Origin of the sequence: Micromonospora sp. DT15 (assembly GCF_049841475.1) — a bacterium.
Lineage (GTDB): Bacteria > Actinomycetota > Actinomycetes > Mycobacteriales > Micromonosporaceae > Micromonospora.
This window is the reverse complement of sequence record NZ_JBNCKJ010000012.1, coordinates 1-21,810: the sequence shown is the minus strand read 5'-3', so window position 1 is coordinate 21,810 and position 21,810 is coordinate 1. Positions and strand designations below refer to the sequence as shown.

At 70.5% G+C, this 21,810-nt stretch carries 14 protein-coding genes; 6 read left to right on the top strand and 8 right to left on the bottom strand.

Translation table 11 applies throughout. From position 1 onward, the window contains the following. Positions 1-254: 254 nt before the first annotated feature. Complete coding sequence (locus ACLQ3F_RS24720; protein WP_425851693.1) at positions 255-1,190, bottom strand: carbohydrate kinase family protein; 936 nt, start codon at positions 1,188-1,190, stop codon at positions 255-257. A gap of 114 nt (positions 1,191-1,304) precedes the next feature. Next, the gene (locus tag ACLQ3F_RS24715; RefSeq protein WP_425851691.1) at positions 1,305-2,468 is read right to left on the bottom strand and encodes an XdhC family protein; all 1,164 of its coding nucleotides are present in this window, start codon (positions 2,466-2,468) and stop codon (positions 1,305-1,307) included. Between the two features lie 368 nt (positions 2,469-2,836). Here ACLQ3F_RS24715 and ACLQ3F_RS24710 point away from each other — a divergent pair, with 368 nt between their 5' ends. Continuing rightward, a complete protein-coding gene (locus ACLQ3F_RS24710) occupies positions 2,837-3,916 on the top strand; it encodes a lytic polysaccharide monooxygenase auxiliary activity family 9 protein (protein ID WP_425851901.1) in 1,080 nt (359 codons plus the stop codon). A gap of 96 nt (positions 3,917-4,012) precedes the next feature. On the opposite strand, the gene asnB is transcribed toward ACLQ3F_RS24710, so the two are convergent. Beyond that, on the bottom strand, positions 4,013-5,974 hold the full coding sequence (asnB, locus tag ACLQ3F_RS24705; protein ID WP_357194453.1) for an asparagine synthase (glutamine-hydrolyzing): 1,962 nt from the start codon (positions 5,972-5,974) through the stop codon (positions 4,013-4,015). A gap of 132 nt (positions 5,975-6,106) precedes the next feature. Here asnB and ACLQ3F_RS24700 point away from each other — a divergent pair, with 132 nt between their 5' ends. The 3 genes from ACLQ3F_RS24700 (at position 6,107) to ACLQ3F_RS24690 (ending at position 12,002) form a co-directional block, all read left to right on the top strand. Beyond that, positions 6,107-7,588 carry an aminopeptidase P family protein gene (locus tag ACLQ3F_RS24700; protein WP_425851689.1) on the top strand — a complete coding sequence of 494 codons (1,482 nt, stop codon included), beginning with the start codon at positions 6,107-6,109 and terminating at the stop codon, positions 7,586-7,588. Positions 7,589-8,113: 525 nt separating this feature from the next. Next, positions 8,114-10,051 carry a hypothetical protein gene (locus ACLQ3F_RS24695; RefSeq protein WP_425851687.1) on the top strand — a complete coding sequence of 646 codons (1,938 nt, stop codon included), beginning with the start codon at positions 8,114-8,116 and terminating at the stop codon, positions 10,049-10,051. 292 nt (positions 10,052-10,343) lie between these two features. Then, positions 10,344-12,002: a hypothetical protein gene (locus tag ACLQ3F_RS24690; RefSeq protein ID WP_425851685.1), complete on the top strand. Its 1,659-nt coding sequence runs from the start codon at positions 10,344-10,346 to the stop codon at positions 12,000-12,002. A gap of 81 nt (positions 12,003-12,083) precedes the next feature. On the opposite strand, the gene pulA is transcribed toward ACLQ3F_RS24690, so the two are convergent. The 5 genes from pulA to ACLQ3F_RS24665 form a co-directional block, all read right to left on the bottom strand. Beyond that, positions 12,084-17,579, bottom strand: coding sequence for a pullulanase-type alpha-1,6-glucosidase (gene pulA, locus ACLQ3F_RS24685; RefSeq protein ID WP_425851683.1), 5,496 nt, complete (start codon positions 17,577-17,579; stop codon positions 12,084-12,086). A gap of 109 nt (positions 17,580-17,688) precedes the next feature. Further along, positions 17,689-18,384 (bottom strand): cellulose binding domain-containing protein, encoded by a 696-nt coding sequence (locus tag ACLQ3F_RS24680; protein ID WP_425851682.1) that lies wholly within the window; start codon positions 18,382-18,384, stop codon positions 17,689-17,691. Between the two features lie 103 nt (positions 18,385-18,487). Further along, positions 18,488-19,162, bottom strand: coding sequence for a hypothetical protein (locus tag ACLQ3F_RS24675; protein WP_357207040.1), 675 nt, complete (start codon positions 19,160-19,162; stop codon positions 18,488-18,490). A 98-nt stretch (positions 19,163-19,260) separates the two neighbouring features. Beyond that, entirely contained in the window at positions 19,261-19,650 is a 390-nt protein-coding gene (locus ACLQ3F_RS24670) for a hypothetical protein (RefSeq protein ID WP_357207039.1), read from the bottom strand. A gap of 37 nt (positions 19,651-19,687) precedes the next feature. After that, positions 19,688-20,539: a hypothetical protein gene (locus ACLQ3F_RS24665; RefSeq protein WP_425851680.1), complete on the bottom strand. Its 852-nt coding sequence runs from the start codon at positions 20,537-20,539 to the stop codon at positions 19,688-19,690. Between the two features lie 19 nt (positions 20,540-20,558). Between ACLQ3F_RS24665 and ACLQ3F_RS24660 the strand changes: the two genes are divergently transcribed. Continuing rightward, positions 20,559-20,747 (top strand): hypothetical protein, encoded by a 189-nt coding sequence (locus ACLQ3F_RS24660; protein WP_425851679.1) that lies wholly within the window; start codon positions 20,559-20,561, stop codon positions 20,745-20,747. 65 nt (positions 20,748-20,812) lie between these two features. Further along, a complete protein-coding gene (locus tag ACLQ3F_RS24655) occupies positions 20,813-21,535 on the top strand; it encodes an alpha/beta hydrolase (RefSeq protein WP_425851677.1) in 723 nt (240 codons plus the stop codon). The last annotated feature ends 275 nt before the right edge of the window (positions 21,536-21,810 follow it).

The window sequence follows — 21,810 nt, the reverse complement described above, 5'->3', positions numbered from 1 at the left end:
CCCACGTTCCATCGCGCGTCATCGATGTTAACGTTCACAAATCCCCGAGGTCAACCCCACCGCCACCCCCCAACCTCCCACCCCCTCCCCCACCCCTTCCTCGTCGATCATGGAGTTGTGGTGGGTCACAAAAGCCATGAATATTCAGCTTTCGGGCACCACAACTCCATGATCGACGGCGGGGCGCGGGGCGGGGCGGGGCGGGGCGGGGCGGGGCGGGGCGGGGCGGGGCGGGGAGATGCGGGGGGGCGGGGTTAGGTGGTGAAGCGGTTTTGTACTGCGGTGCGGGTGGGCATGGCGGTGGCGCCGCCCGGGGATTCGCAGACCAGGCCGGCCACCCGTAGCGCGAAGGCCACCCGCTCGGTCCAGCCCGACGGGCTGTCCGGCTCGCCGTCGACGAGCAGGTCGGCGATCAGCGCGGCCATCACCGAGTCACCCGCGCCGGTGGCGTCGATCGCGTTGACCTTGGGGGCCGGCACCCGGACCGGGTCGGCGTCGGCGGCAGCCAGCACCGCACCGGCCGCGCCGAGCGTCACGACCACAGTGGCCGCCCCCAACTCACGCAGGTACGCCGCCACCCCCTCGACCGGCTCACCGGGGTAGAGCAGCACAGCGTCGGCTGCGCTCAGCTTGACCAGGTGCGCGCCGGCGGCGAACTCGGCCACCACCTCGCGCAGCCCCTCCAGCGCGCCCGGCCCGTTCAGCAGCCGGGGACGTACGTTCGGGTCGAAGACCCGCAGGCCGGCGGCGAGCGACCAGGCACGACGGGCGGCGGCGAGCGTAGCGGGTCGGAGCAGCACGATCGAGCCGCAGTAGAGCACGTCGGCGCCCTCCAGCAACGCCAGGTCCAGATCGTCGGGACCGAGCAGTCCGTAGGAGGCCGGCTCGCCGTAGAAACGGAAGTCCGGCTCCGGCCCGGCGTACGTGACCACTGCGAGCGTGGTCGGCGCCGGGACCGTGATCGCACCGGCCACCCCGACGTCGGCCGCGGTGAGGAAGGCGCGGATCCGGCCGCCCAGCGCGTCGTCACCGAGCGAGCCGACGAACTGTGCCGCACCGCCGAGGCGGGCCACCCCGACGGCGACGTTCAGCGGCCCGCCGCCGATGGCCTGCCGATAGACCCGCTCCCCTTCGAGATCGCTGTCGAGCAGGTCGACGAGCGCCTCACCGAGCACCACCGCGTATCCCATGCCGATCCTCTCGTCGTCGCCACCGGCCGCCGATCGCCGAGCCGATCTCCGTGGCACCAGGCTGGCACAGCGCACGGCCCGATGGGCGCCGAAGGCCACGCACCGACGGGCGCGCTACCCCGGCTGGTGGATCGGCCCGTCGAGTACCGCGAGGGGGCGACCGGTGCCGCCCCACCGGGCCGCGACGATCTGCGCGGCCACACTCACAGCGGTCTCCTCGGGGGTACGACCACCGAGATCCAACCCGATCGGGGAGGCGAGCCGGGCGAGCTGCGCCGGGCTGAGCCCCGCCTCGCTCAACAGCTTGTGTCGCTCGTCGTGGGTACGTCGTGAGCCCATCGCGCCCACGTACGCCAGCGGGTGGCGCAGCGCCAACTCCAGCAACGGCACGTCGAACCTGGGGTCGTGGGTGAGGACGCACACCACCGTCCGCTCGTCGAGCCGATCGGCCGCCAACTCGGTACGCAGGTAGCGGTGCGGCCACTGCACCACCACCTCGTCCGCCTCGGGAAAGCGCCGCGCGGTGGCGAAGACCGGCCGGGCGTCGCAGACGGTGACCCGGTAGCCGAGGAACGCGCCGATCCGGGCCACCGCGGCGGCGAAGTCGATCGCACCGAAGACGATCATCCGGGGCGGGGTGGCGTACGCGGTCACGAAGAGACTGACGCCGCCGCCTCGCCGCTGCCCGTGGTACCCGTACCGGAGCATGCCGCTGTGCCCGGCGGCGAGCAGCCCGAGGGCGTCGGCGCTGGCCGCGTCGTCGAGCCGGTCGTCACCGAGCGAGCCGACGGACCGCTGGCCGGTCAGCACGAGCCGCCGGCCGAGCCGCCGGGCCGGGTCGGTCGGTGACCTGCCGGCGTCGGCGGGTGGATCGTCGTTGGCGTCGGCGGCCACGCAGGTGACGATCGCCGCCGGGTGGCCGCCGCTACGGGCTGCGGCGACCGCGTCCAGCGCCGGCAGGGCGCTCGCGTCGACGCGCTCCACGAACACGTCGAGGATGCCGCCGCAGGTCAGGCCCACGGTGTACGCGTCGTCGTCGCTGATCCCGTAGCGGCACAGCTCGGGTTGGCCGGTGTCCAGCACACGGCGGGCCCGTTCGTAGAGATCGGCCTCGACACAGCCGCCGGAGACGCTGCCGATGACCGTGCCGTCGGTAGCGACCACCATGGCGGCGCCGGGTGGCTGCGGGGCGGAGTGCCAGGTGGCAACCACGGTGGCCAGCGCGACCGCCTCGCCGTCGCGGCACCGGCGGTGCACCTCGTCGAACACGTCCGGCACCGGCGGCCGCCTCCCCGTCCCCGCTCCCCGTACGCAGGATATGACGTCCAACGACGACCGGCGGGTCTTCTCATACATCGAGGAATGACTATTGCGCTCGGTCGCCGCGGCGTGGTGGGATGACGCGTACCGGGCGGTGCGAGGGCTGCGGCGCCGCCGGTTGCCGGGTTGGTTAGACGCGAGGGCACCGGTCCAGGACAGGACCGTCGACGGCGCACGTCCACCGGCTGTTTTCCGCCGGGGCACGTCGCCGTGATCGTCGCACCGCTCACGACAGCGGGGCGATCACGCCACATCCCACCCGATTGCGGCGGGGCGGCTCAGCCAGCGCCCCTCGCGAGTCAGGAGAACCTGTGAACCGTTCCCGTATGGCCGCCTTGCTCACCGCGGCCATGACCCTCGCGCTCGGCGCTGTCGCCCTGGCATCCACTCCACAGCCGGCCGCCGCGCACGGCGCGGCGATGACGCCCGGCAGCCGCACATACCTGTGCTGGCAGGACGGCCTCAGTACGACCGGTGAGATCAGGCCGACCAACCCCGCGTGCTCCGCCGCCGTGGCCCAGAGCGGGACGAACTCCCTCTACAACTGGTTCAGCGTGCTGCGCTCCGACGCTGGCGGCCGGACCACCGGCTTCATCCCGGACGGGCAATTGTGCAGCGGCGGGGCCACCGGTTTCCGCGGCTACGACCTGCCCCGCACCGACTGGCCGCTGACCCACCTGACCGCCGGGGCACGGTTGGACTTCAAGTACAGCAACTGGGCGCACCACCCGGGCACGTTCTACTTCTACGTGACGAAGAACAGCTGGAGCCCGACCCGGGCCCTCGCCTGGAGTGACCTGGAGGAGCCGTTCCTGACGGTGACCAACCCGCCGCAGCGCGGCTCGGTCGGCAGCAACGACGGGCACTACTACTTCAGCGGCAACCTGCCCTCGGGCAAGAGCGGCCAGCACATCATCTACTCCCGCTGGGTCCGCTCGGACTCACAGGAGAACTTCTTCGGCTGCTCCGACGTGGTCTTCGACGGTGGCAACGGCCAGGTGACCGGCATCCGGGGTGGCACGACGTCGCCTACCCCCACGCCGACCACGCCGACGCCGGGTCCGACCGACCCGCCGCCGACCACCACCCCGCCGCCGGCCGGTGGCGCCTGCACGGCCAGCTACAAGGTGTCGGGCTCCTGGCAGGGTGGCTTCCAGGGCGATGTCACGATCACGAACAACGGCAGTTCGGCGTTGTCCGGCTGGACCGCAAGCTGGACCTGGCCCAACGGGCAGGCGATCAGCCAGATCTGGGGCGCGACACAGACGTCGTCCGGCTCGTCCGTGACGGCGACAAACGTGGCCTACAACGGCACTATCGCGCCGTCGGGGACCGCGACGTTCGGCTTCCTGGCCAGCTCCACAGGAACCAACAGCGTCCCCACGGTGAGTTGCGCCGGGCGCTGAGGCCCCAGCCCGGCTAGATGATCAAGAGGTTTGCGTCACCTGGAGCAACTCGGGTGACGCAAACCTCTTGATCAATGTTGGAGACGTTGGGCCGGGTCAGCGGACCATGGAACCGACCACCGGCTTCGTGAGCAGGGCGGACTGGTTGCGCTGGATACCCGGGTCGAGGGTCTTGGCCACGAAGATCGCGTGCCAGATGCAGAAGATCAGCACCGTCCACACCTTGCGGGAGTGGTCGGCCTCCTCCCGCTTGTGCTCGTCGAGCAGCCGCAGCGCGTACGACAGGTCCAGCAGGTCACCCGCGCCCGAGGTGCTCAGCACGTGCCGGGCCCACTCGTACATCTCGCCACGCAGCCAGACCCGGGTGGGGGTCGGGAAGCCCAGCTTCTTGCGGTTGACGATGGCTGGCGGCACGACACCCTGCAATGCCTGACGCATCGCGTACTTGGTGGCGTCGGAGCGCGGCGGCAGCTTCAGGTCCACCGGGATCTTCGCCGCGACGTCGAACACCTCACGGTCGAGGAACGGCACCCGCACCTCCAGCGAGTGCGACATCGAGATCCGGTCGGCCTTGACCAGGATGTCGCCGCGCAGCCAGGTGTAGAGGTCGACGTACTGCATCTTGGTGACGTCGTCCAGCTCGGTGCACTCGGCGTAGATCGGGGCGGTGACGTCCGTGTAGCGCACCGAGGGGTCGTAGCGGCGCATCAGGTGCTGCTTCTCCTCCTCGGTGAACATCCGGGCGTTGCCGTAGTAACGCTCCTCGATCGGGGTGGTGCCGCGCTCCAGGAAGCTCTTGCCCTTGACTCCCTGCGGAATCGCCTTGGAGACCGCGCGCAGCCCCTTCTGCACACCGCCGGGCAGACCGTTGACGCTGCCCAGCGACAGCGGCTCCCGATAGATCGTGTAACCGCCGAAGAACTCGTCCGCGCCCTCACCGGAGAGCACCACAGTGACGTGCTCGGCGGCCTTCTTCGCCACGAAGTAGAGCGGTACCAGCGCCGGGTCGGCCACCGGGTCGTCAAGGTGCCAGACGATCTTCGGCAGCGCGTCGATCATGTCCTGCGGACCGATCTTGGTGGGAATCGTGGTGACGTCGAGGTGCCGGGCCGAATCCTGGGCGACGTCGATCTCCGAGTAACCCGGCACGTCGTAGCCGACGGTGAAGGTCAGGATGTTCGGGTTGAACTCCCGCGCCAGCGCCACCACCGCTGTGGAGTCGATGCCGCTGGACAGGAACGAGCCGACCGGCACGTCGGAGCGCATGTGCATGCGCACGCTCTCCCGCAGCGTCTCGCGGATCTCGTGGTAGAGCCTCTGCTCGTCGTCGACCGGCGCCGGCCGGAACACCGGCCGGTACCACCGGCGTACGTCGATCCGGCCGCCCGGGGTCCAGTTCAGGTACTCCCCGGAGCCGATCCGGCTGATGCCCTTGTGCAGGGTGCCGGGCTCGGGGACGTACTGCAGGGTCAGGTAGTGGCTCAGGTTCGCCGTGTCGACGCCCGCGTCGCCCTGGTAGTTGCTGTGCGCGAACGGCAGCAGCGCCTTCTTCTCCGAGGCCAGGTAGAGGCCGTCGGCGGTCTCCAGGTAGTGCATCGGCTTGATGCCGAAGTAGTCGCGGGCACCGAACGCCCGCCGTTCCTGCCGGTCCCAGATGACGAAGGCGAACATGCCCCGCAGCCGGGTGAGCACCTGCTCACCCCAGAAGTGGTAGCCCGCGACGATCACCTCGCCGTCACCGGCGGTGGCGAACTGGGCACCGAAGTTTCTGATCAACTCCTCGCGCAGCTCGATGTAGTTGTAGATCTCGCCGTTGAAGGTCAGCAGGTAACGGCCGTTCGCGTAGGGCAGTGGCTCGTGGCTCGACGCGACGTCGATGATGGCCAGCCGCTTGTGGGCGAACACGCCGTCCGCGTACCGGCCGGAGGCGTCGCCGACCACCTCGACCCCTGTCTCGTCGGGGCCGCGGTGGTGCAGGCATTCCAACGCTCCGGCGATGTGGTCGCGATGCGCTGCGGCGTTGCCGTTCGCGCTGAAGAAGGCCAGAAGTCCGCACATGGTGGCCATCTTTCCACGCGCGCTGTCGGCCCTTGCAGCCGTCCGTCGATCCACCCGACTCCGAGGGGGCGTCACCGCCAACCGGACGCGCGGTACCGTCGGGACCAGCAACGAAGCGGAGGGAGCGGCGCAATGACCGAGGGACAGACCGACGGTACGCCGACGGACGGTACGGAATCGCACGATCCGGACTTCCCGGAGGCGTTCCTGTCCTTCATGCGGCAGGGTTGGAGCGACACCGCGCTTCCCGTGACGCCCCGCCCGGAGACGCCCAACTACGCCAAGCGGCGGGCGGCCCTCTCGGCGGCGTTCCCCGGCGAGACGCTGGTGATCCCCACCGGCACCGAGAAGGTCCGGGCCAACGACACCGACTACCCGTTCCGGCCGGGCAGCGACTTCGCCTACCTGACCGGCGACCACGACGCCGACAGCGTCCTGGTGCTGCGCCCGAACGGCTCGGGGCACGACGCGACGCTGTACATGCGGCCCCGGTCCTCCCGGGAGACCGACGAGTTCTTCCGCAGCCGCAACGGCGAGCTGTGGGTGGGCCGGCGGCACACCCTCAGCGAGAAGTCGACCGAGTTGGGCCTGCCGACCGCCGACCTGACCGGCCTGGAGGCGACGCTCGCCGACCTGGCTCCGGGGCGTACCCGGGTGTTGCGCGGTTTCGACGCCCAGGTGGACGCGGCCGTCCGCCCCTACGACGGGCCACGCACCGAGGGCCAGCCGGCCCGGGACCGCGAGCTGGCCATCGCCATCTCGGAGATGAAGCTGGTCAAGGACGAGTGGGAGATCGGCCAACTCCAGGACGCGATCAACGCCACCGTACGCGGCTTCGAGGACGTCGCCCGGATCCTGCCGGCCGACCGGGCGGTCTCCGAGCGGCTCCTGGAAGGTGTCTTCGCGCTGCGGGCCCGGCACGACGGCAACGACGTCGGGTACAGCTCGATCGTCGGTGCCGGCGAGCACGCCACGATCCTGCACTGGGTCCACAACCACGGTGCCACCCGACCGGGTGACCTGCTGCTGATGGACATGGGCGTCGAGGGTCGCAACCTCTACACCGCCGACGTCACCCGGGTGCTCCCGGTGAACGGTCGGTTCACCGCCCTGCAACGCCAGGTCTACGACATCGTGTACGCCTCGCAGCAGGCCGGCATCGAGGCCATCCGCCCCGGCGTGAAGTTCAAGGACGTCCACCTGACCTGCATGCGGGTCCTGGCCGAGGGCCTGTCCGACCTGGGCCTGCTGCCGGTGAGCGTGGACGAGGCGATGGACGAGAAGTCGACCGTCTACCGGCGGTGGACGCTGCACGGCTTCGGCCACATGCTCGGCATCGACGTGCACGACTGCTCCAACGCCCGCAAGGAGACGTACCGCGACGGCGCGCTGGGCGAGGGTTACGTGCTCACCGTCGAGCCCGGTCTGTACTTCCAGCCGGAGGACGAGCTGGTCCCCGCCGAGCTGCGGGGTGTGGGCATCCGGATCGAGGACGACGTGCTGGTCACCGCGACCGGCGCGGTCAACCTGTCGGCCGGGCTGCCCCGCACCTCCGACGAGGTGGAGACCTGGCTGGCCGAGCAGCGCGAAGCCGGTCCCCGCCTGCCCAGCTGACCCGCCTGACCGCTAGACCAGGCTGACCCGCCAGTGCCCTCGCCCGGGGGCGCTGGCGGGTCACGCTCCGCCCCTGGCCCGCCCGACCCTCGCTGAGGGCCGGCGGCCAGGGGCTTTTGCCGTGATCAACTCGATTTCCGTGAAGTCGCGCTGTCCCGCTCGCTCAGATGCCGCGTTTTCAGCGAAGCCGAGTGGATCACGCCCGGAGGGCGGGCACCGTTCGGCATCCGTACACCTGACGGCCAAGGGACGGCGCGAGACGACGGTCCCTCGACTCGGCGCGGCGACGGCCGATTGCCGTGCGTCGTCCGCCGGTGTTTGTGCTGCTCGGGCCCTTTCCGCCGGCCCGGACCGGTTGCCGCCCTCACCTGGCCTGCGCCAAATGCGTGGTTATCTCGGATACGTCCGCATCGCGAAGATGGTTCTCATACGGTGAGGATCAGAGGCTACAACCCATTTGTAGCTGGTCGTGGCGCCTCGGGCGGTGCGATCCCGTCTGGTAGCAGGAAAGGGCGGAAGGCTCTGATGTCCAACGACGTAACGAGTACCGACGGCGGGGCCTCGACAGCTCCGCCAACACGGCGAAGGCGGGCGCTCTGGGTCGCCGGCGTAGCCGGGCTGACCGGCGTGGTCGGCCTGGCGGCCCTCGGCGGCGTCGCCGCTCGGGACGACAAGCCCAAGTCCGACCAGGTGTCGGACGCGCAGCCATCGACCAACCGAGAGAACGTCAGCGACGACGGCGGCGCGGACAAGGGCGGTGCCAAGGACGACGGCGGTCAGGACGGCGAGTGGGGCGGCGACGACTGGAGCGGCTTCGACGACCAGTCCGGCAAGAATGGCAAGGACCGCGAGGACGGCAAGCACGACGAGAAGGACCGCACCAGGCAGGTGCCGTGCGACTCCGACAAGCTGATCCAGGCGATCACGTTCGCCAACAACGATGACGGCGGCGTGTTGGAGCTGGCCAAGGGCTGCACCTACACCCTGACTCGCAACCAGGACGGCAACGGCCTCCCGGTGATCACCGAGCGCATCACCCTCAAGGGTGAACACACCACCATCGGCCGCGAAGCCACTGCCGACTACTTCCGCATCCTCAACGTCGGGGCTGGCGGGCAGCTCACTCTCAAGGGCCTGAGCATCAGGGGTGGCCAGACCCTTCAGTACCCGATAGCCGCCGACCCGGCGACGGTCTGGGCGCCGTACTCGGCCCAGGTCCGCTCGACCACTGCCACGCCACCGGCAGCGGCGGCGCCCGCCGCGAAGCCGGCGACCGCTGCCGCGCCCGGCGCCAAGCCAGCGGCGGCAGCGGCAACGGCAACGGCAACGGCAACGGCAACGGCAACGAAGCCGGCAGCAACCGCTGCCAAGCCGGCCGCGAAGGCAGCGCCTGCCAAGGCCACCGCCCAGGCAGCGCCTGCCAAAGCCACCGCAAAGGCAGCCGCCAAGCCGGCCGCGACAGCAGCGCCAGCCAAGCCCGCAGCGGCAGCAACCAAGGCCGCTCCGACTACCACCAAGGCCGCCCCGGCCAAGCCGGTAGCCGCGGTGGCGAAGCCGGCGGGTGCCGGTACGGCGGTCGTGCCGCTGGTCGAGCAGCCTGGGTTCACCGACGGCGCTGGGGTGCTGGTGCAGCCCGGTGGTCGCGCGGAGATCCTGGACAGCGAGTTGCTCTACAACCAGTCCGGCGGCAACGGCGGCGGGTTGGCCAACTTCGGCAGCACCAGGCTCAGCAAGACGACGGTTGCGCACAACACCGCGTTCTTCTTCGGTGGCGGCGTCTTCAACGCCGGCGTACTCCAGGTCGACGAGTCGAAGATCAAGGACAACACCGGGATCGTCGGCGGCGGCGGCATCTCCAACGGCGCTGCCGACATCTTCACCGAAGACGTCGACGGCGGCTCGGTCTGGGTCTACAAGAGCGAGGTCTCCGACAACGAGACGCTCGGCTTCGGCGGCGGCGTCCTGGATGTCGGGGGCACCACGACGTTGCACGAGACGACGGTCAGTGACAACACGGCGGTCCTCGCCGGTGGTGGCGTCGCGGTGGCCGACAGCCAGCTCACCCTCAAGGACGCCTCGGTGGTCAAGAACAGCACCGCCGGCGTGGGTGGCGGTCTGGCCGTGGCCTTCGACAGCGTCGCGACGATCGAGAACAGCAGGATCAAGGACAACACGGCCGGCTTCTTCGGCGCCGGCCTCTACAACGAGGACAGCGTCACCACGCTGCGCGACAGCGAGGTGACCGGCAACCGGGCCCTCGGCCCGGTCGGCAGCGGCGGCGGCATCTACAACACCGACGGCGGCGAGGTCAGCCTCCACCGGACGAAGGTGACGCACAACTTCGCCACCCTGCCGCCCGGCGGGATCTCCAACGGCCTCTTCAGCGTCGTGCGGCTGGACGACGAGTCCGTGGTGTCCGCCAACCGCCCCACCAACTGCCTGAACGTTCCTGACTGCTTCTGACCGGAACGGGTGGCTGATCCACATAGAGGGCGCGCCCCTCCGAGCCGTGACGGCTCGGAGGGGCGTACCCATTTGAGCAGGTCAGGGGCTTGCGGGCCGGCTTGGGTGGGGTGTGTCGTTCCCAGCCCCGGTGGGGGCAACATGAACCTAATGTGGGCTTCTCTCGGATAAGCCCGCGAGGCGAGGAACCTTCTCATACGGTGGTTTTGGGAGCTACAACCGATTTGTAGCAGGGGACGCCCGTCTGACGGCGGCGACCCTGTCTGGTACGAGGAGAGGGCAGAGAGCTCCGATGTCCAACTACCTAACGAACAACGAAGCCTCCGGGCGGGCGACGGCCAAGAGCCGCCGCAAGCTCTGGCTCGCCAGTGGCGTGGCCGGTTTGACGGGCGTGATCAGTCTCGCGGCGGTGGGCGTCGCGGGCAGCGCCGGAGCGGTCGGCTTGAACTGGAACACCGCGCAGGTCAGCAAGGACGGCGACCAGCGGGGTGACGAGGCGCGCGACTGGAACAAGGACGAGGACCGGAACAAGGACAAGGACCGCGACAAGGACCGCGACAAGGACCACGAGCGCGGGAAGGAGGTGCCCTGCGACACCGACAAGCTGATTCAGGCGATCGTGTTCGCCAACAACAAGCACGGCGGTGTGCTGGAGCTGGCCAAGGGCTGCACCTACAACCTGAGCCGCAACGACTACCAGGGCAACGGCCTGCCGGTCATCACCGAGCGCATCACCCTGAAGGGTGAGCACACGACGATCGCCCGGGAAGCCACTGCGGACTACTTCCGCATCCTGAACGTCGGCGCGGGCGGTCACCTCACCATCAAGGGCCTGACCATCAAGGGTGGACAGACCCTCGAACGCTACAACAGCGTCGAGCCGGCGGCCGTCTGGGCGTCGTACTCGGACTCCGAGGCGATCGCGGCTCAGGTGAAGGCGGGCGTTCCGCTGGACCAGGTGCTCACCGCCCGGCAGGCCAACCCGAAGGCGGGCCTGACGGCCGCTCCGAAGGTCACGGCCAAGGCCGCGCCGGCTGCCAAGCCGGGTGTCGTCACGCCGCTCGTGGAGTACCCGGAGGACACCGACGGTGCTGGCATCCTGGTCCAGCCGGGCGGCACCGCCGAGATCCTGGAGTCCGAGGTCGTCCTGAACCAGTCGGGCGGCAACGGTGGTGGTGTGGCCAACTTCGGCACCACGAAGATCTGGCACAGCACCGTGACCCGTAACACCGCCTTCTTCTTCGGTGGCGGTGTCTTCAACGCCGGCCTGCTCAAGGTCGAGGAGTCGAAGATCACCGACAACACTGCCATCATCGGTGGTGGCGGTATCTCCAACGGCGCCGCTCGGATCTTCGCCGACGACGTCGACGGCGGAACGGTCGAGCTCAAGAAGGCCGAGATCAACGACAACGAGACGCTGGGCTTCGGCGGTGGCTACCTCGACATCGAGGGCAACACCACGGCGTACGGGACCAAGTTCGTCTCGAACACCGCGGTCCTCGCCGGCGGCGGCCTGGCCGCGGCGGACAGCCAGCTCAACCTGCACGAGGTCTCGGTGGAGCGGAACAGCACCGCCGGTGTCGGTGGCGGTGTGGCCATCGCCTTCGACAGCGCTGTCACGTTCGAGAAGAGCAGCATCAAGGACAACACCGCCGGCTTCTTCGGCGGCGGGCTCTTCAACGCCTTCAGCGTCACGACGCTGCGCGACAGCGAGGTTGCCGGTAACCGGGCCATCGGCCCGATCGGGGTCGGCGGCGGCATCTTCAACATCTTCGGCGAGGTCAACCTGTCGAAGACGAAGGTCTCGCACAACTTCTCCACCTTCGCCCCGGGCGGTGTCTTCAGCTTCTTCGGAGACGTGAACGTGGACGACAAGTCCGCCATCACCGCGAACCGTCCGACCAACTGCCTGGCCATTCCGGGCGGCACCATCGAGAACTGCTTCGCCTGATCACCTCAGGGTGAGCATGGCGTAGCGCCAGCGCAACGGGCCGGCCCCCTTCCGCGAGACGCGGAAGGGGGCCGGTTCACGTCACTTCTGGACGAAGACCGCCACGCTGCGCGCCGGTACGGTGAAGGTGCCGGCCGCCCGGTCGAACGAGGCGGTACGCAGCACCGGGTCGGCCGAGTCGACAAGCACCGGGTGCAGTGCCACGTCCGCTCCGCGCAGTCCGGTCACCGTCTGGTCGACAGTCGACGGGGTGCTGTTGAAGACGACGGTCAGCGACTTCCACGGCCCGCCCAGCCCCTTGGCGTCCAGGGTCATGGTCAGCACACCCGGCGTCTCCTGCGCGCCGGACAGCGGGAACGCCACCCGTCGCTGTACCTGCTCGGCGGTGGCCAGCCCGAACACCGGCGACGACGCCCGGACGCGCAGCAACTCGGCGTACCGGGCGTCGGTGGTGTTGATCGCCGCGCAGTCCGGCACCAGCGCCGGGTCGGCCAGCAGCGGCTTCGCGTACGGCCACTTGTCCTCGTTGTCGGGTGCGGGCGGCAGACCGGCGCCGAACCCGTTGCCCTCTGCGCAACCCCAGCGGATCTGGTTGAACCAGTCACCGGAGTTGTACGAGTTGCGGTCCAGCGACTTCGACCGCAACCGTTCGGTGCCTGCGGTGACGAACCCGGTGCCCTGTCCCAGCACCACAGTGCCCAACGCCAGCACCTGCATCCGGGAACGGTCGGTCGCCGAGGTGACCTGCGGCAGTTTGTACGCCAGCGCGTCGTACAGGATCTCGTTGTCGTGCGCGTCGGCGTAGGTGACGGCCTCCCCGGGCGCGGCCGTGTAGCCGGCCGGGGAGCCGTTGTAGTCGACCTGCGCCCCGGTGACCTCGTGCCCGGCGCTGTCGGTGAACCGGTAGTCGCGCAGGTTCCCGGTGAGCCCCACCTTGATCAGGTCGTGGGCGCGCAGCAGCCGGGCCTTCTGCTCAGCCGGTGACCCGTTGACCGGGTCGCCGTTCGGGTCGGTGTAGAGCCCGGAGGCGAAACCCTGCACCCTCGGGTTCTCGTCGAACGGTCCGCCGCCTCGCACCGCGTCGCGCAGCCGGTCGTTGAAGGTGCCGATGCCGGTGCCGGCCATGTTGGTCTGGGTGGCCTGGACGAAACGGGCGTCGTTGGCGACCTCGCCGAAGTTCCAGCCCTCGCCGTAAAGCATGATCGCCTTGCCGTCCACTCCGTCGCGGGCGACGGTCAACCGGTCCAGGGCCGCCCGGACGGCCAGGATGTTCGCCTTCGGGTGGTGGCCCATCAGGTCGAAGCGGAAACCGTCCACCTTGTACTGTCGCGCCCAGGTGACCAACGAGTCGACCACCAGCTTGCCCATCATCGCGTGCTCGGGAGCGGTGTTGGCGCAGCAGGTGGAGTTGGCCACCGCGCCGTCCTCCAGCAGCCGGTGGTAGTAGCCGGGCACGATCTGGTCGAGCACCGACTTCGCGTCCGTGCCGGCAGCCGACGTGTGGTTGTAGACCACGTCCATGACCACCCGCAGCCCGGCGTCGTTCACCCCGGCGACCATCCGCCGGAACTCGGTGGTCCGCGCCGCGCCGACCGGGTCGACGGCGTAGCCGCCCTCGGGCACTGTGTAGTGCAGCGGGTCGTACCCCCAGTTGTAGCCGTCGGTCTCGGCGACCGCCGCCACGCACTTCTGCTGCTCGGCCGAGTCCGGTGGCAGCGCCGCCAGGTCGCAGGCCGGCTGCCGCTGGTCGGCCCGCTTCTCGGGGATCGTCGCGAAGTCGAACGCCGGCAGCAGGTGCAGGTAGTTGACCCCGGCGTCGCCGAGCGCCCGCAGGTGGGTCATGCCGGCGGTTCCCGGGTCGGTGAACGCGAGGAAGGTCCCCCGCCGCCCGGCCGGCACCGTGTCGTCGGCGATGGAGAAGTCCCGCACTGACAACTCGGTGATCTGCGCCTTCGCGGCCGGCACCGGTGCCGGTTTGCGCAGCGTGCGCCACCCGGGCGGTGCCAGCGCTGGGTCGTTCAGGTCGACGAGCTGGCTGTGCGTGGAGTCGGCGGCGAGGGCCACCGAGTACGGGTCGGTCACCGACGCGGTGACCATCCGCTGCGCCGCCGGCTGCCACGCCCGCACCTCGTACCGATAGAACTTGCCGGTCCAGGTGTGGTCGCCGCGCACCGACCAGACGCCGGTACGGTCGTCGCGGCGCATCGGCACCGACTTCGGCGCGGCCGTGGGCGAGTCGAACAGGTGCAGGCGCACGCTGTGGGCGGTCGGCGCCCAGAGCGCGAGGCTCGGCGTCCGCCCCGCGAAGGTGGGCCCGAGCGTGGCGTCGGTCGCGCGGGAGTACACGTCGTCGAGCACGCCGGGGATCTGCACGCCGGTCGCGGCGAGCAGCGCACCCTCGGCGTCGCGCTCGGTGACCAGCAGCTGCCCCCGCAGCGCCGCCGGGACCTTGGCCAGGTCCGCCCGGTCCAGGGCGAAGCTACGGTACGACCACAGGTGCGGGAACCTGTCGCGTTGGGCCTCGGTGAGCCCGTTGCGCTGCGCCCGCAGCGGCATCGTGGTGTACGTGCCGGTCAACTCGCCGTCGACCACAATGACCCCGCCGGTGGGCGCGGTGACCAGCGCGTACGTCCTGCCGTCGGTCGGGGGTGTCCGCCACGCCACAGTGGACCTGTCGATCCAGTGCGCCTCCTGCTTGCCGATGTCGGTGTCTCCGCTGGCGGTGGTGGCCGTCGACGGCAGCAGGCGCCCGGGCGTGGCGGCGAGCAGCCACACCTCCCGGCCGGCGCTGGCGAAGTCGAGCCGCTGGTCGTCGGGCAGGTCCTTGGTGTCGCCGTTGTGGATGATGTAGTTCAGGCCGGTGGCACCGGTCGCCAGTGGCACCCGGAACACCGCCCCGAACGCGTCGACGGCGCTCGGCCGCAGCGGGGCGGACCACTCGGTCGGGTTGGCCGCGCCGTCCCACAGGTGCAGGCCCCAGCCGTCGTAGTTGCCGTCGGCCCGCCGATAGTGGAGCACGGCGGTGCCCTCCTCGACCGGCGGCTCCGGTTCTCCGGCGGCCGCCTGCCTGCTCGGGTAGATCGCCGGGTCGCCCTGCTTGAGCCAGATCTCGCCGGTCTGCGTGACGTCGATGCTGCGGTCCTGGGCGACGTCCTTCGTACCAGCCTTGTCGACGACCAGGAAGTTCACCGACGTCGCGCCCGGCTTGAGTTTCACCCAGGCGAACCGGCCGTAGGAGTCCTCACCCGCGAACGGCTGCCCCTTCGGCCACTCGGTGACGTACGCCGGGTCGATGTCCCCCCAGGCGTACAGCCCCCAGTCGTCGTACCCACCGGCCGGGCGCTGGTAGTGCACCACCGCCCACTCCCGGGAGCTGCCCTGCGGCGGGGTTCCCACGACGGCGGTGGACCGGGCGGTGGCGGTACGGCCCCGGCCGTCGCGGACCACCGCCTTGTAGTCGACCCGGGTGCCGCCGGCCAGTCCGGTCAGGTCGTGCTGCACCGTGTACGGGGCGTGGTCGGCGCTGCCCAGCAGTGTCCACCGGCCGCCGGCCACCCGCGCCGCGACGGTGACGGTGGCCAGCGGGTCGCCGGTCACCCGGGCGGTGACCGCTGCCCTGGTGGCGACCGCCGCGTCCGGAACCGGGCTGGTGATGGTGATGGTCGGCTTGTCGGCCGCCGGTGCGACGGGTTTGCCGGCCCGGTACACCGCCGCCGACAACGGCGGCACGGTGAGGGTCAGTTCGCCGTCCCCGCCAGCGGTGGCGCGGTCGGTGCCGCCGTAGATGCCGGTGAAGGTGACGCCGGCCGACCAGGTGTCCACCGTGACAGTCTGCGCGGTGTCGGCGTTGTTCACGGCCACCACGTACTCGGTGCGGTCCGACGGGGCGATCCGGGAGGCGGCGAAGACGCCCGGCCCGTCAGCCGCGTACCGGGTGACCTGCACGCCGTCGCGCAACGCCGGGTGGGCCTGGCGCAGCCGGCCCAGGTCGGCGATGGTCCGGTACAGCGGGTGGGTCGGGTCGAACTGGTCGCTGGCGTGCGTACGGTCGGTGCCGAGCAGGTCGTCGTCGAGGTAGTCGGCAACCTTCGACGCGAACATGTCCTGCCGGGCGTCCTTGTCCCCGCCGGGGCCGGTGAAGCCCTGTTCGTCGCCGGAGTAGACCACCGGCTGGCCCCGGGTCAGGAACATCAACTGGTGCGCGAGCTGGTCACGACGCAGGTGGCTGGCCGGGTCGCTGCCACCACCGGCGATGAACGATCCGATCCGGCCCATGTCGTGGTTGCCGAGGAAGGTGGTCAACCGACCCGCGTCGGTGTCCCGGGCCGCGTAGAGGTCGTCGCGGGCGTACACGTCGGCGAGCGCCTTCGCGGAGCCGGCGCCGGCGGTGAAGCCCCGCGCGGCCTCCTGGAAGGCGAAGTCGAGGGTGGCCGGCAGGCCACCCTGGCGGACGTAGCTGGAGCTGATCTCCGGGTCGGCGCTGTACACCTCGCCGAACATGAAGAAGTCCTTCTTGCCGGCCTTCTCCGCGGCCCGCTCGATGCCCTGGCTGAACTGCGGCCAGAAGTCCATGTTGACGTGCTTCACGGTGTCCAACCGGAAGCCGTCGACGCCGGTCGCGCCGATCCAGTCCCCGTACGCCTTGGTCAAACCCCGCACCACCTCGGGACGCTCGGTCCACAGGTCGTCGAGGCCGAAGAAGTCGCCGTACTCGCTGTTCTCGCCCGCGAAGGTGGAGTCACCCCGGTTGTGGTACATGGTCGCGTCGTTCAGCCAGGCCGGGACCTTGACGCTCGCGTCCTTCGGGTCGGCGAACGTCGGCGTGTACGGGAAGGACTCCTTGTCGACCGGCGGGAACGCCCGGGAGCCGTCGGCGTAGTTGCGGTCCTCGAACGCCCGGCCCTGCGCGTCGGTGTACGGCGAGGTCGCCTTGTCCACGTACGCGTACCTGTCCTCGGCGTACTTGATCACGTCGGCGGTGTGGTTGACGATCACGTCAAGGTAGATCTTGAGGCCGCGCTGGTGGGCGAGCTTGACCAGCCGCTTCATCTCTTCCATCGTGCCGAAGTGCGGGTCCACCTGGGTGAAGTCGGTGATCCAGTAACCGTGGTAGCCGGCCGAGATGTCGTTGCCGGCACCCTGTACCGGCCGGTTCTTGAAGATCGGGGCGAGCCAGATGGCAGTGGTGCCCATCCCCTGGATGTAGTCCAACTTGTCGATGACGCCCTTGAGGTCGCCGCCGTGGTAGAAGCCCTTGTCGGTCGGGTCGAGGCCGGTCCGCAGCCGGTCGCCGGTGAGGCCGCCCCGGTCGTTGCGGGGGTCTCCGTTGGCGAACCGGTCCGGCAGGACGAAGTAGAACTGCTCGGCTCGGGCATCGTTGCCGCCGGCTTTCAGCAGCGCCTCGGCGGAGGGTTCGGCGCGCCACTGGGTCGCGCCGCCGATCGCGGTCGGGGCGTCGGCGGACGGCCGGGGGCTTGCGGCGGCGGGTTGCACGGCGACCGGAGCGCCGACGAGCGTGACGGTGAGCAGGGAGGCAAGGGCCAGCAGGGCGGTGCGCGGTATCGGCGGGGGTTTCATCGACGCCTTCCTCTGGTCGCTGATTGGCCGCACGCTAACCCTTGCCGAAACATTCTGCAATACCTTGCAAACATGGTCGCAACACAGCACGTCCTTGCGGAAGCGCCGGTCAGAGCCCGTTGCAGCGCGTCCCGTCGACAGTGCACTCCCGCGGTGTGGTGGGGGCCCGCTCCATGTGGAACCGCAACGACACCGAACCGCCCGGCGACACGTCGACCCCGCTGACGTACGTGAAGCCGTCGTCGAACTGGCGGATCGTCCCCTGTGGGACGCCCTCCACCCAGGAGGTCACCAGCCGTCCACCGGCGAACTCCAGCCGCACCGTCCAACCACGGCTGCGGGTGGACGTGTTGACCATCGCCACCTCGCCGATGAAACCCCCGTCGAAGCTCTGTACCACCCGGTACCGCCCGATCATCGCCAGCTGTCCCGGCGCGGCCCGGCTCGGCGACAGCGTCGCCGCCGGCTTCCCGGTCAGACCGGCCGCCGGTTCGGCCGATGGTGACGCGGACCCGGCCGCCGCGCTCGGCGGCAGCCCGTTCGCACGGCCGGATATCCCCGGCAGCACCGGCGGCGGAGAGGGCACCGAGGTGGGCACGCTCGGCGCCACCACCACCGCCGACGGTACCGGCAGCGCCGGCGGTTGCGCGCCGTCCGGCGCAGGGCTACGTCCCCGGTACGCGCCCAGGGCCACGATGAGCAGGACCACCATCACGACGACACCGGCGCCGACCACGATCCAGGGTGACGTGGCGATCGCCACCGGACCGTGTGGTGGGCGCGGAACACGGCGCATGCCGGACATGTACCTCCTTCAGCGGACCGTCCGCGCAGCGTAGCGATCGGCGGCCCGGCCCGGAAAGCCTTGGTGGTGCGGCGGTGAGGCGGGGCGGCGGTGCGGCGGTGGCTCAGCCGATCCGGCAGTCGACCCCGTTGACTGTGCACTTGACCGGTCGCTGCGCCGAGTCACCCCAGCCGACGCGCAGCCGCAGCGTCCGAGAGTCGCCCGCGTCCAGCGAACGGGTGCCGCGCAGGACGAACTCCCCGTGCCCGCGCCCCCGCACCGAGACGCCCGAGTCATCACCCACTCGCAGAGTCCAGGTGTCGTCGTCGAACAGCAGTTCCACCTGCCATTCCGCCGACCGACTCGACTCGTTGGCGATCGACAGGACCGCCGAATCCCCGTCCCAGCCGTTCGAACCGACCTCGTACCGGGCGCTGACCGCGTCCTGCGCCGACGGCGCAATCAGGACGCTCGTCGGCACCGGAGTCGGCGAGCCGGTGACGGTGGCCCGCGGTGACGGTGTCCGGCTACTGCGTGACGGTCGCGGCGACACCGAGCGCCGCTCCACGGCGGCCGGAGTCGGCCCACCGGTGGCCGACGCGGCGGCCGGCACGGTCGGCAGGAACGCCGGAGGAGCGGCCTGCGGCGGCGCGTCCCGCTCCCTGGTGCGAAACGACAGCAGCGCGATCACGAGGAGCACCACCAGCGCGCACACGCCGAGCAGCACCACGATCCACGGCACCGACGCCAACACCCGCGCCGCCCGCGAATCTGCCGCACCGTCCGGCCGCACCGCCATCAGGTCTCCCCTCGTCCCCCACCGACGCGACAGCGTAGCCAGCGCCGCACGGGCCCGAAACCGGGTGGGTACGGATCGGGCCAACCGGCCCCCGTCGGTCAGCCCGTCCGGACGACAGTGCAGATCAGTGGTCCGTCATCCGAGATACGCAGCAGGTAGCGGTACCGCTCCCCCGGCACCGCCTGCCCCCGACAGTCCAGGAACTCCCACTCGACCGCCACCATCGTCAACAGCGCGGACACCGGCTGCACGTCCTCGATCCGGGCGTGGGCCGCGACCAACTCCCGGTCCTGGTAGTCGGGTGCGGCGCCCACGAAGGACAGCGCCACCGCCGCCGCGGACGTGAACGAGAAGCTGTAGGTGTCAGCAACCACCAGCCCCGGCAGGGCGTAACAGCCGGCGATGGCCGGCAGGTCGCCTGAGGTCAACGCCACGCCGTACCGGTCGAAGAAGTCAGCCAACGTGTCAAGGTCCGTGGAGGCGTTCACGGCCACAGCAATTGCCGGTCACCGCACAGCTCAAACCTCAGCGGGGCGGCACCTGAACCTCGATCTCGGAACCCAACCGGGCGTCGCCGGCCAGACCCAGGTCGTCCCCGCTCCAGAACCGCCCCGGGTCGTACCAGTTCGGACGTCGACCCGCCGGCAGCAACCCCATTGCCTCATAGGTCACCGCCACCACCTCGGCGCAGTACGCCGTCTCCAGCGCCCGGTCCCGCTCCCCCGCCGACCGGGCCGAGCTGACCGGGCCGGAAGGGTTGGCGCGGTCGGTCGGGTTGGGGCGCTCGGTCGGGTCGGGGCGGTCGGTCGGGTTGGGGCGCTCGGTCGGGTTGGGGCGCTCGGTCGGGTTGGGGCGCTCGGTCGGGTTGGGGCGGGGTGTCGGCTGGCCGAGGCGTGCCAACGCCGACAGCCCACCGAGGTGCGGCAACGCGGGAAGCCGGCCGGGGCGCGGCAGCGCCGGCACCCGACCCCGCACCCAGCGCCACGCCAACTGGGCGGTCGACGGGAAGGGCGTGCCGTCCAACCGCGCGATCGTCCGCAGCACCGCCCGCTCCATCTCCGCGTCGGCCGGCGGGTCGAGCTGCCGCAACCAGGCCCGTTGGCCGTACCGGTTGGCCCAGACGCCCACCGCGTCCCGCAGGTCGTGCAGCTGGACGCCACGTTGGTGGCTGCCCGACCACAGGTCCGGCAACGATTTGCCCAACTCCGCGTGCCACATCAGCGGCGGCATGTCGTCCAGCACCACCGCCATCCCGACGTGATTCACCGGGCTGTTGGTGGTGAACTGGATCGCCCGGTCCGGCACGCTGCGGCCCCGGAACACCCACACGTCACCGGTGCGGGTCAACTCGACGGCCTCATCCAGGCTGATGCTCATGAGGGTCTAGCCTAGGCCGATGCGGCAACGAATGCGGTGGTGGAAGGTTCTCGGGCTGGCCGGGCTCGCCGGTGTCGCGGCCTCTGGCGTGGTCATCGCCCGGGCCGAACGGCGTCGGCGCGCGTACACCCCGGAGGAGATCCGGCAGCGGCTGCTGGAGCGGCACGCCCAGGCCAGCGACGCCGCGAATCCCGGTGACCCGACCTGACCCACCGTCCTCTGTAGATCATCGTTGGGGCAGCCGGGCAGGTCGATGATCGATACGATGAGGCCATGACGACGCCCGTCGCACAGCGGCCCTTCGTCCTGTCCGTCCCGGCCGCCCCAGTCGAACGACACGGCAACGTCGACCTGCACCTGCCCACCCACACCGGTCGCGCGCCGGCCGTCGTGGTGGTGCACGGCGCTCCGCTGCCACCCGACGCGCCCGATCCTCGCGACTGGTTGCTCTACCGCGGCTACGGCGCGCTGCTCGCCGCGAGCGGCGTCGTCACCGCGCTGGTCAGCTACCAGGTGTCCGACCTGTCCGCGCTGCCCGCCGCAGCCGACGACATCGCCGCCATGGTCGAGCAGGTCCGCGCCGATCCGCGGGTCGACCCCGAGCGGGTGGTGCTGTGGTTCTTCTCCGGCGGCGGCCTCTTCGCGGCCGACTGGCTGCGTGTCCCACCGGCCTGGCTACGCGGGATCGCACTGACCTACCCGCTACTCGTTCCGTTCCCCGGCTGGGAGGTCGATGCCCGGTTCCTGCCGGTCGAGGCACTCAGCTCCGGCACCGGCGTGCCACTGGTGCTGACCCGCGCCGGTCAGGACATCCCGCCGGTCCTGGCCGGCATCGACGCGTTCCTCCCCGCGGCGGCCGCAAAGGGCTGGCCGGTGCAGGTGATCGAGGTGCCGGACGGGCAGCACTCCTTCGACATCCTCAACCACGGCCCGCAATCCGAGGCAGCCGTCCTGGCCGCCCGCGACGCCGTCCTGGAACTGCTCGACGCAACCTGACCACCTCCACCAGGTAGCGACGCAGGGCGGGATGATCCACTCGGGTTCCGTGATGTCGGGGGGTCTCCGGCATCGGGACACCGCGTTTTCAGGGAACCCGAGTGGATCATGAGGTTTTGGCCGTCGTGTCGGGTTCGGTAGGGTGACGGTTCGGGTGGTTTGTCGGGTTCGGGGTGAATGTCGGGTGGTCGGGGCCACTCCGGCGGCGGAATCGTGGGCCGGGCCGGGTCGTTATACCTGGCAGACCACCGCAACAGCCCGGGTCACCCCGGGCC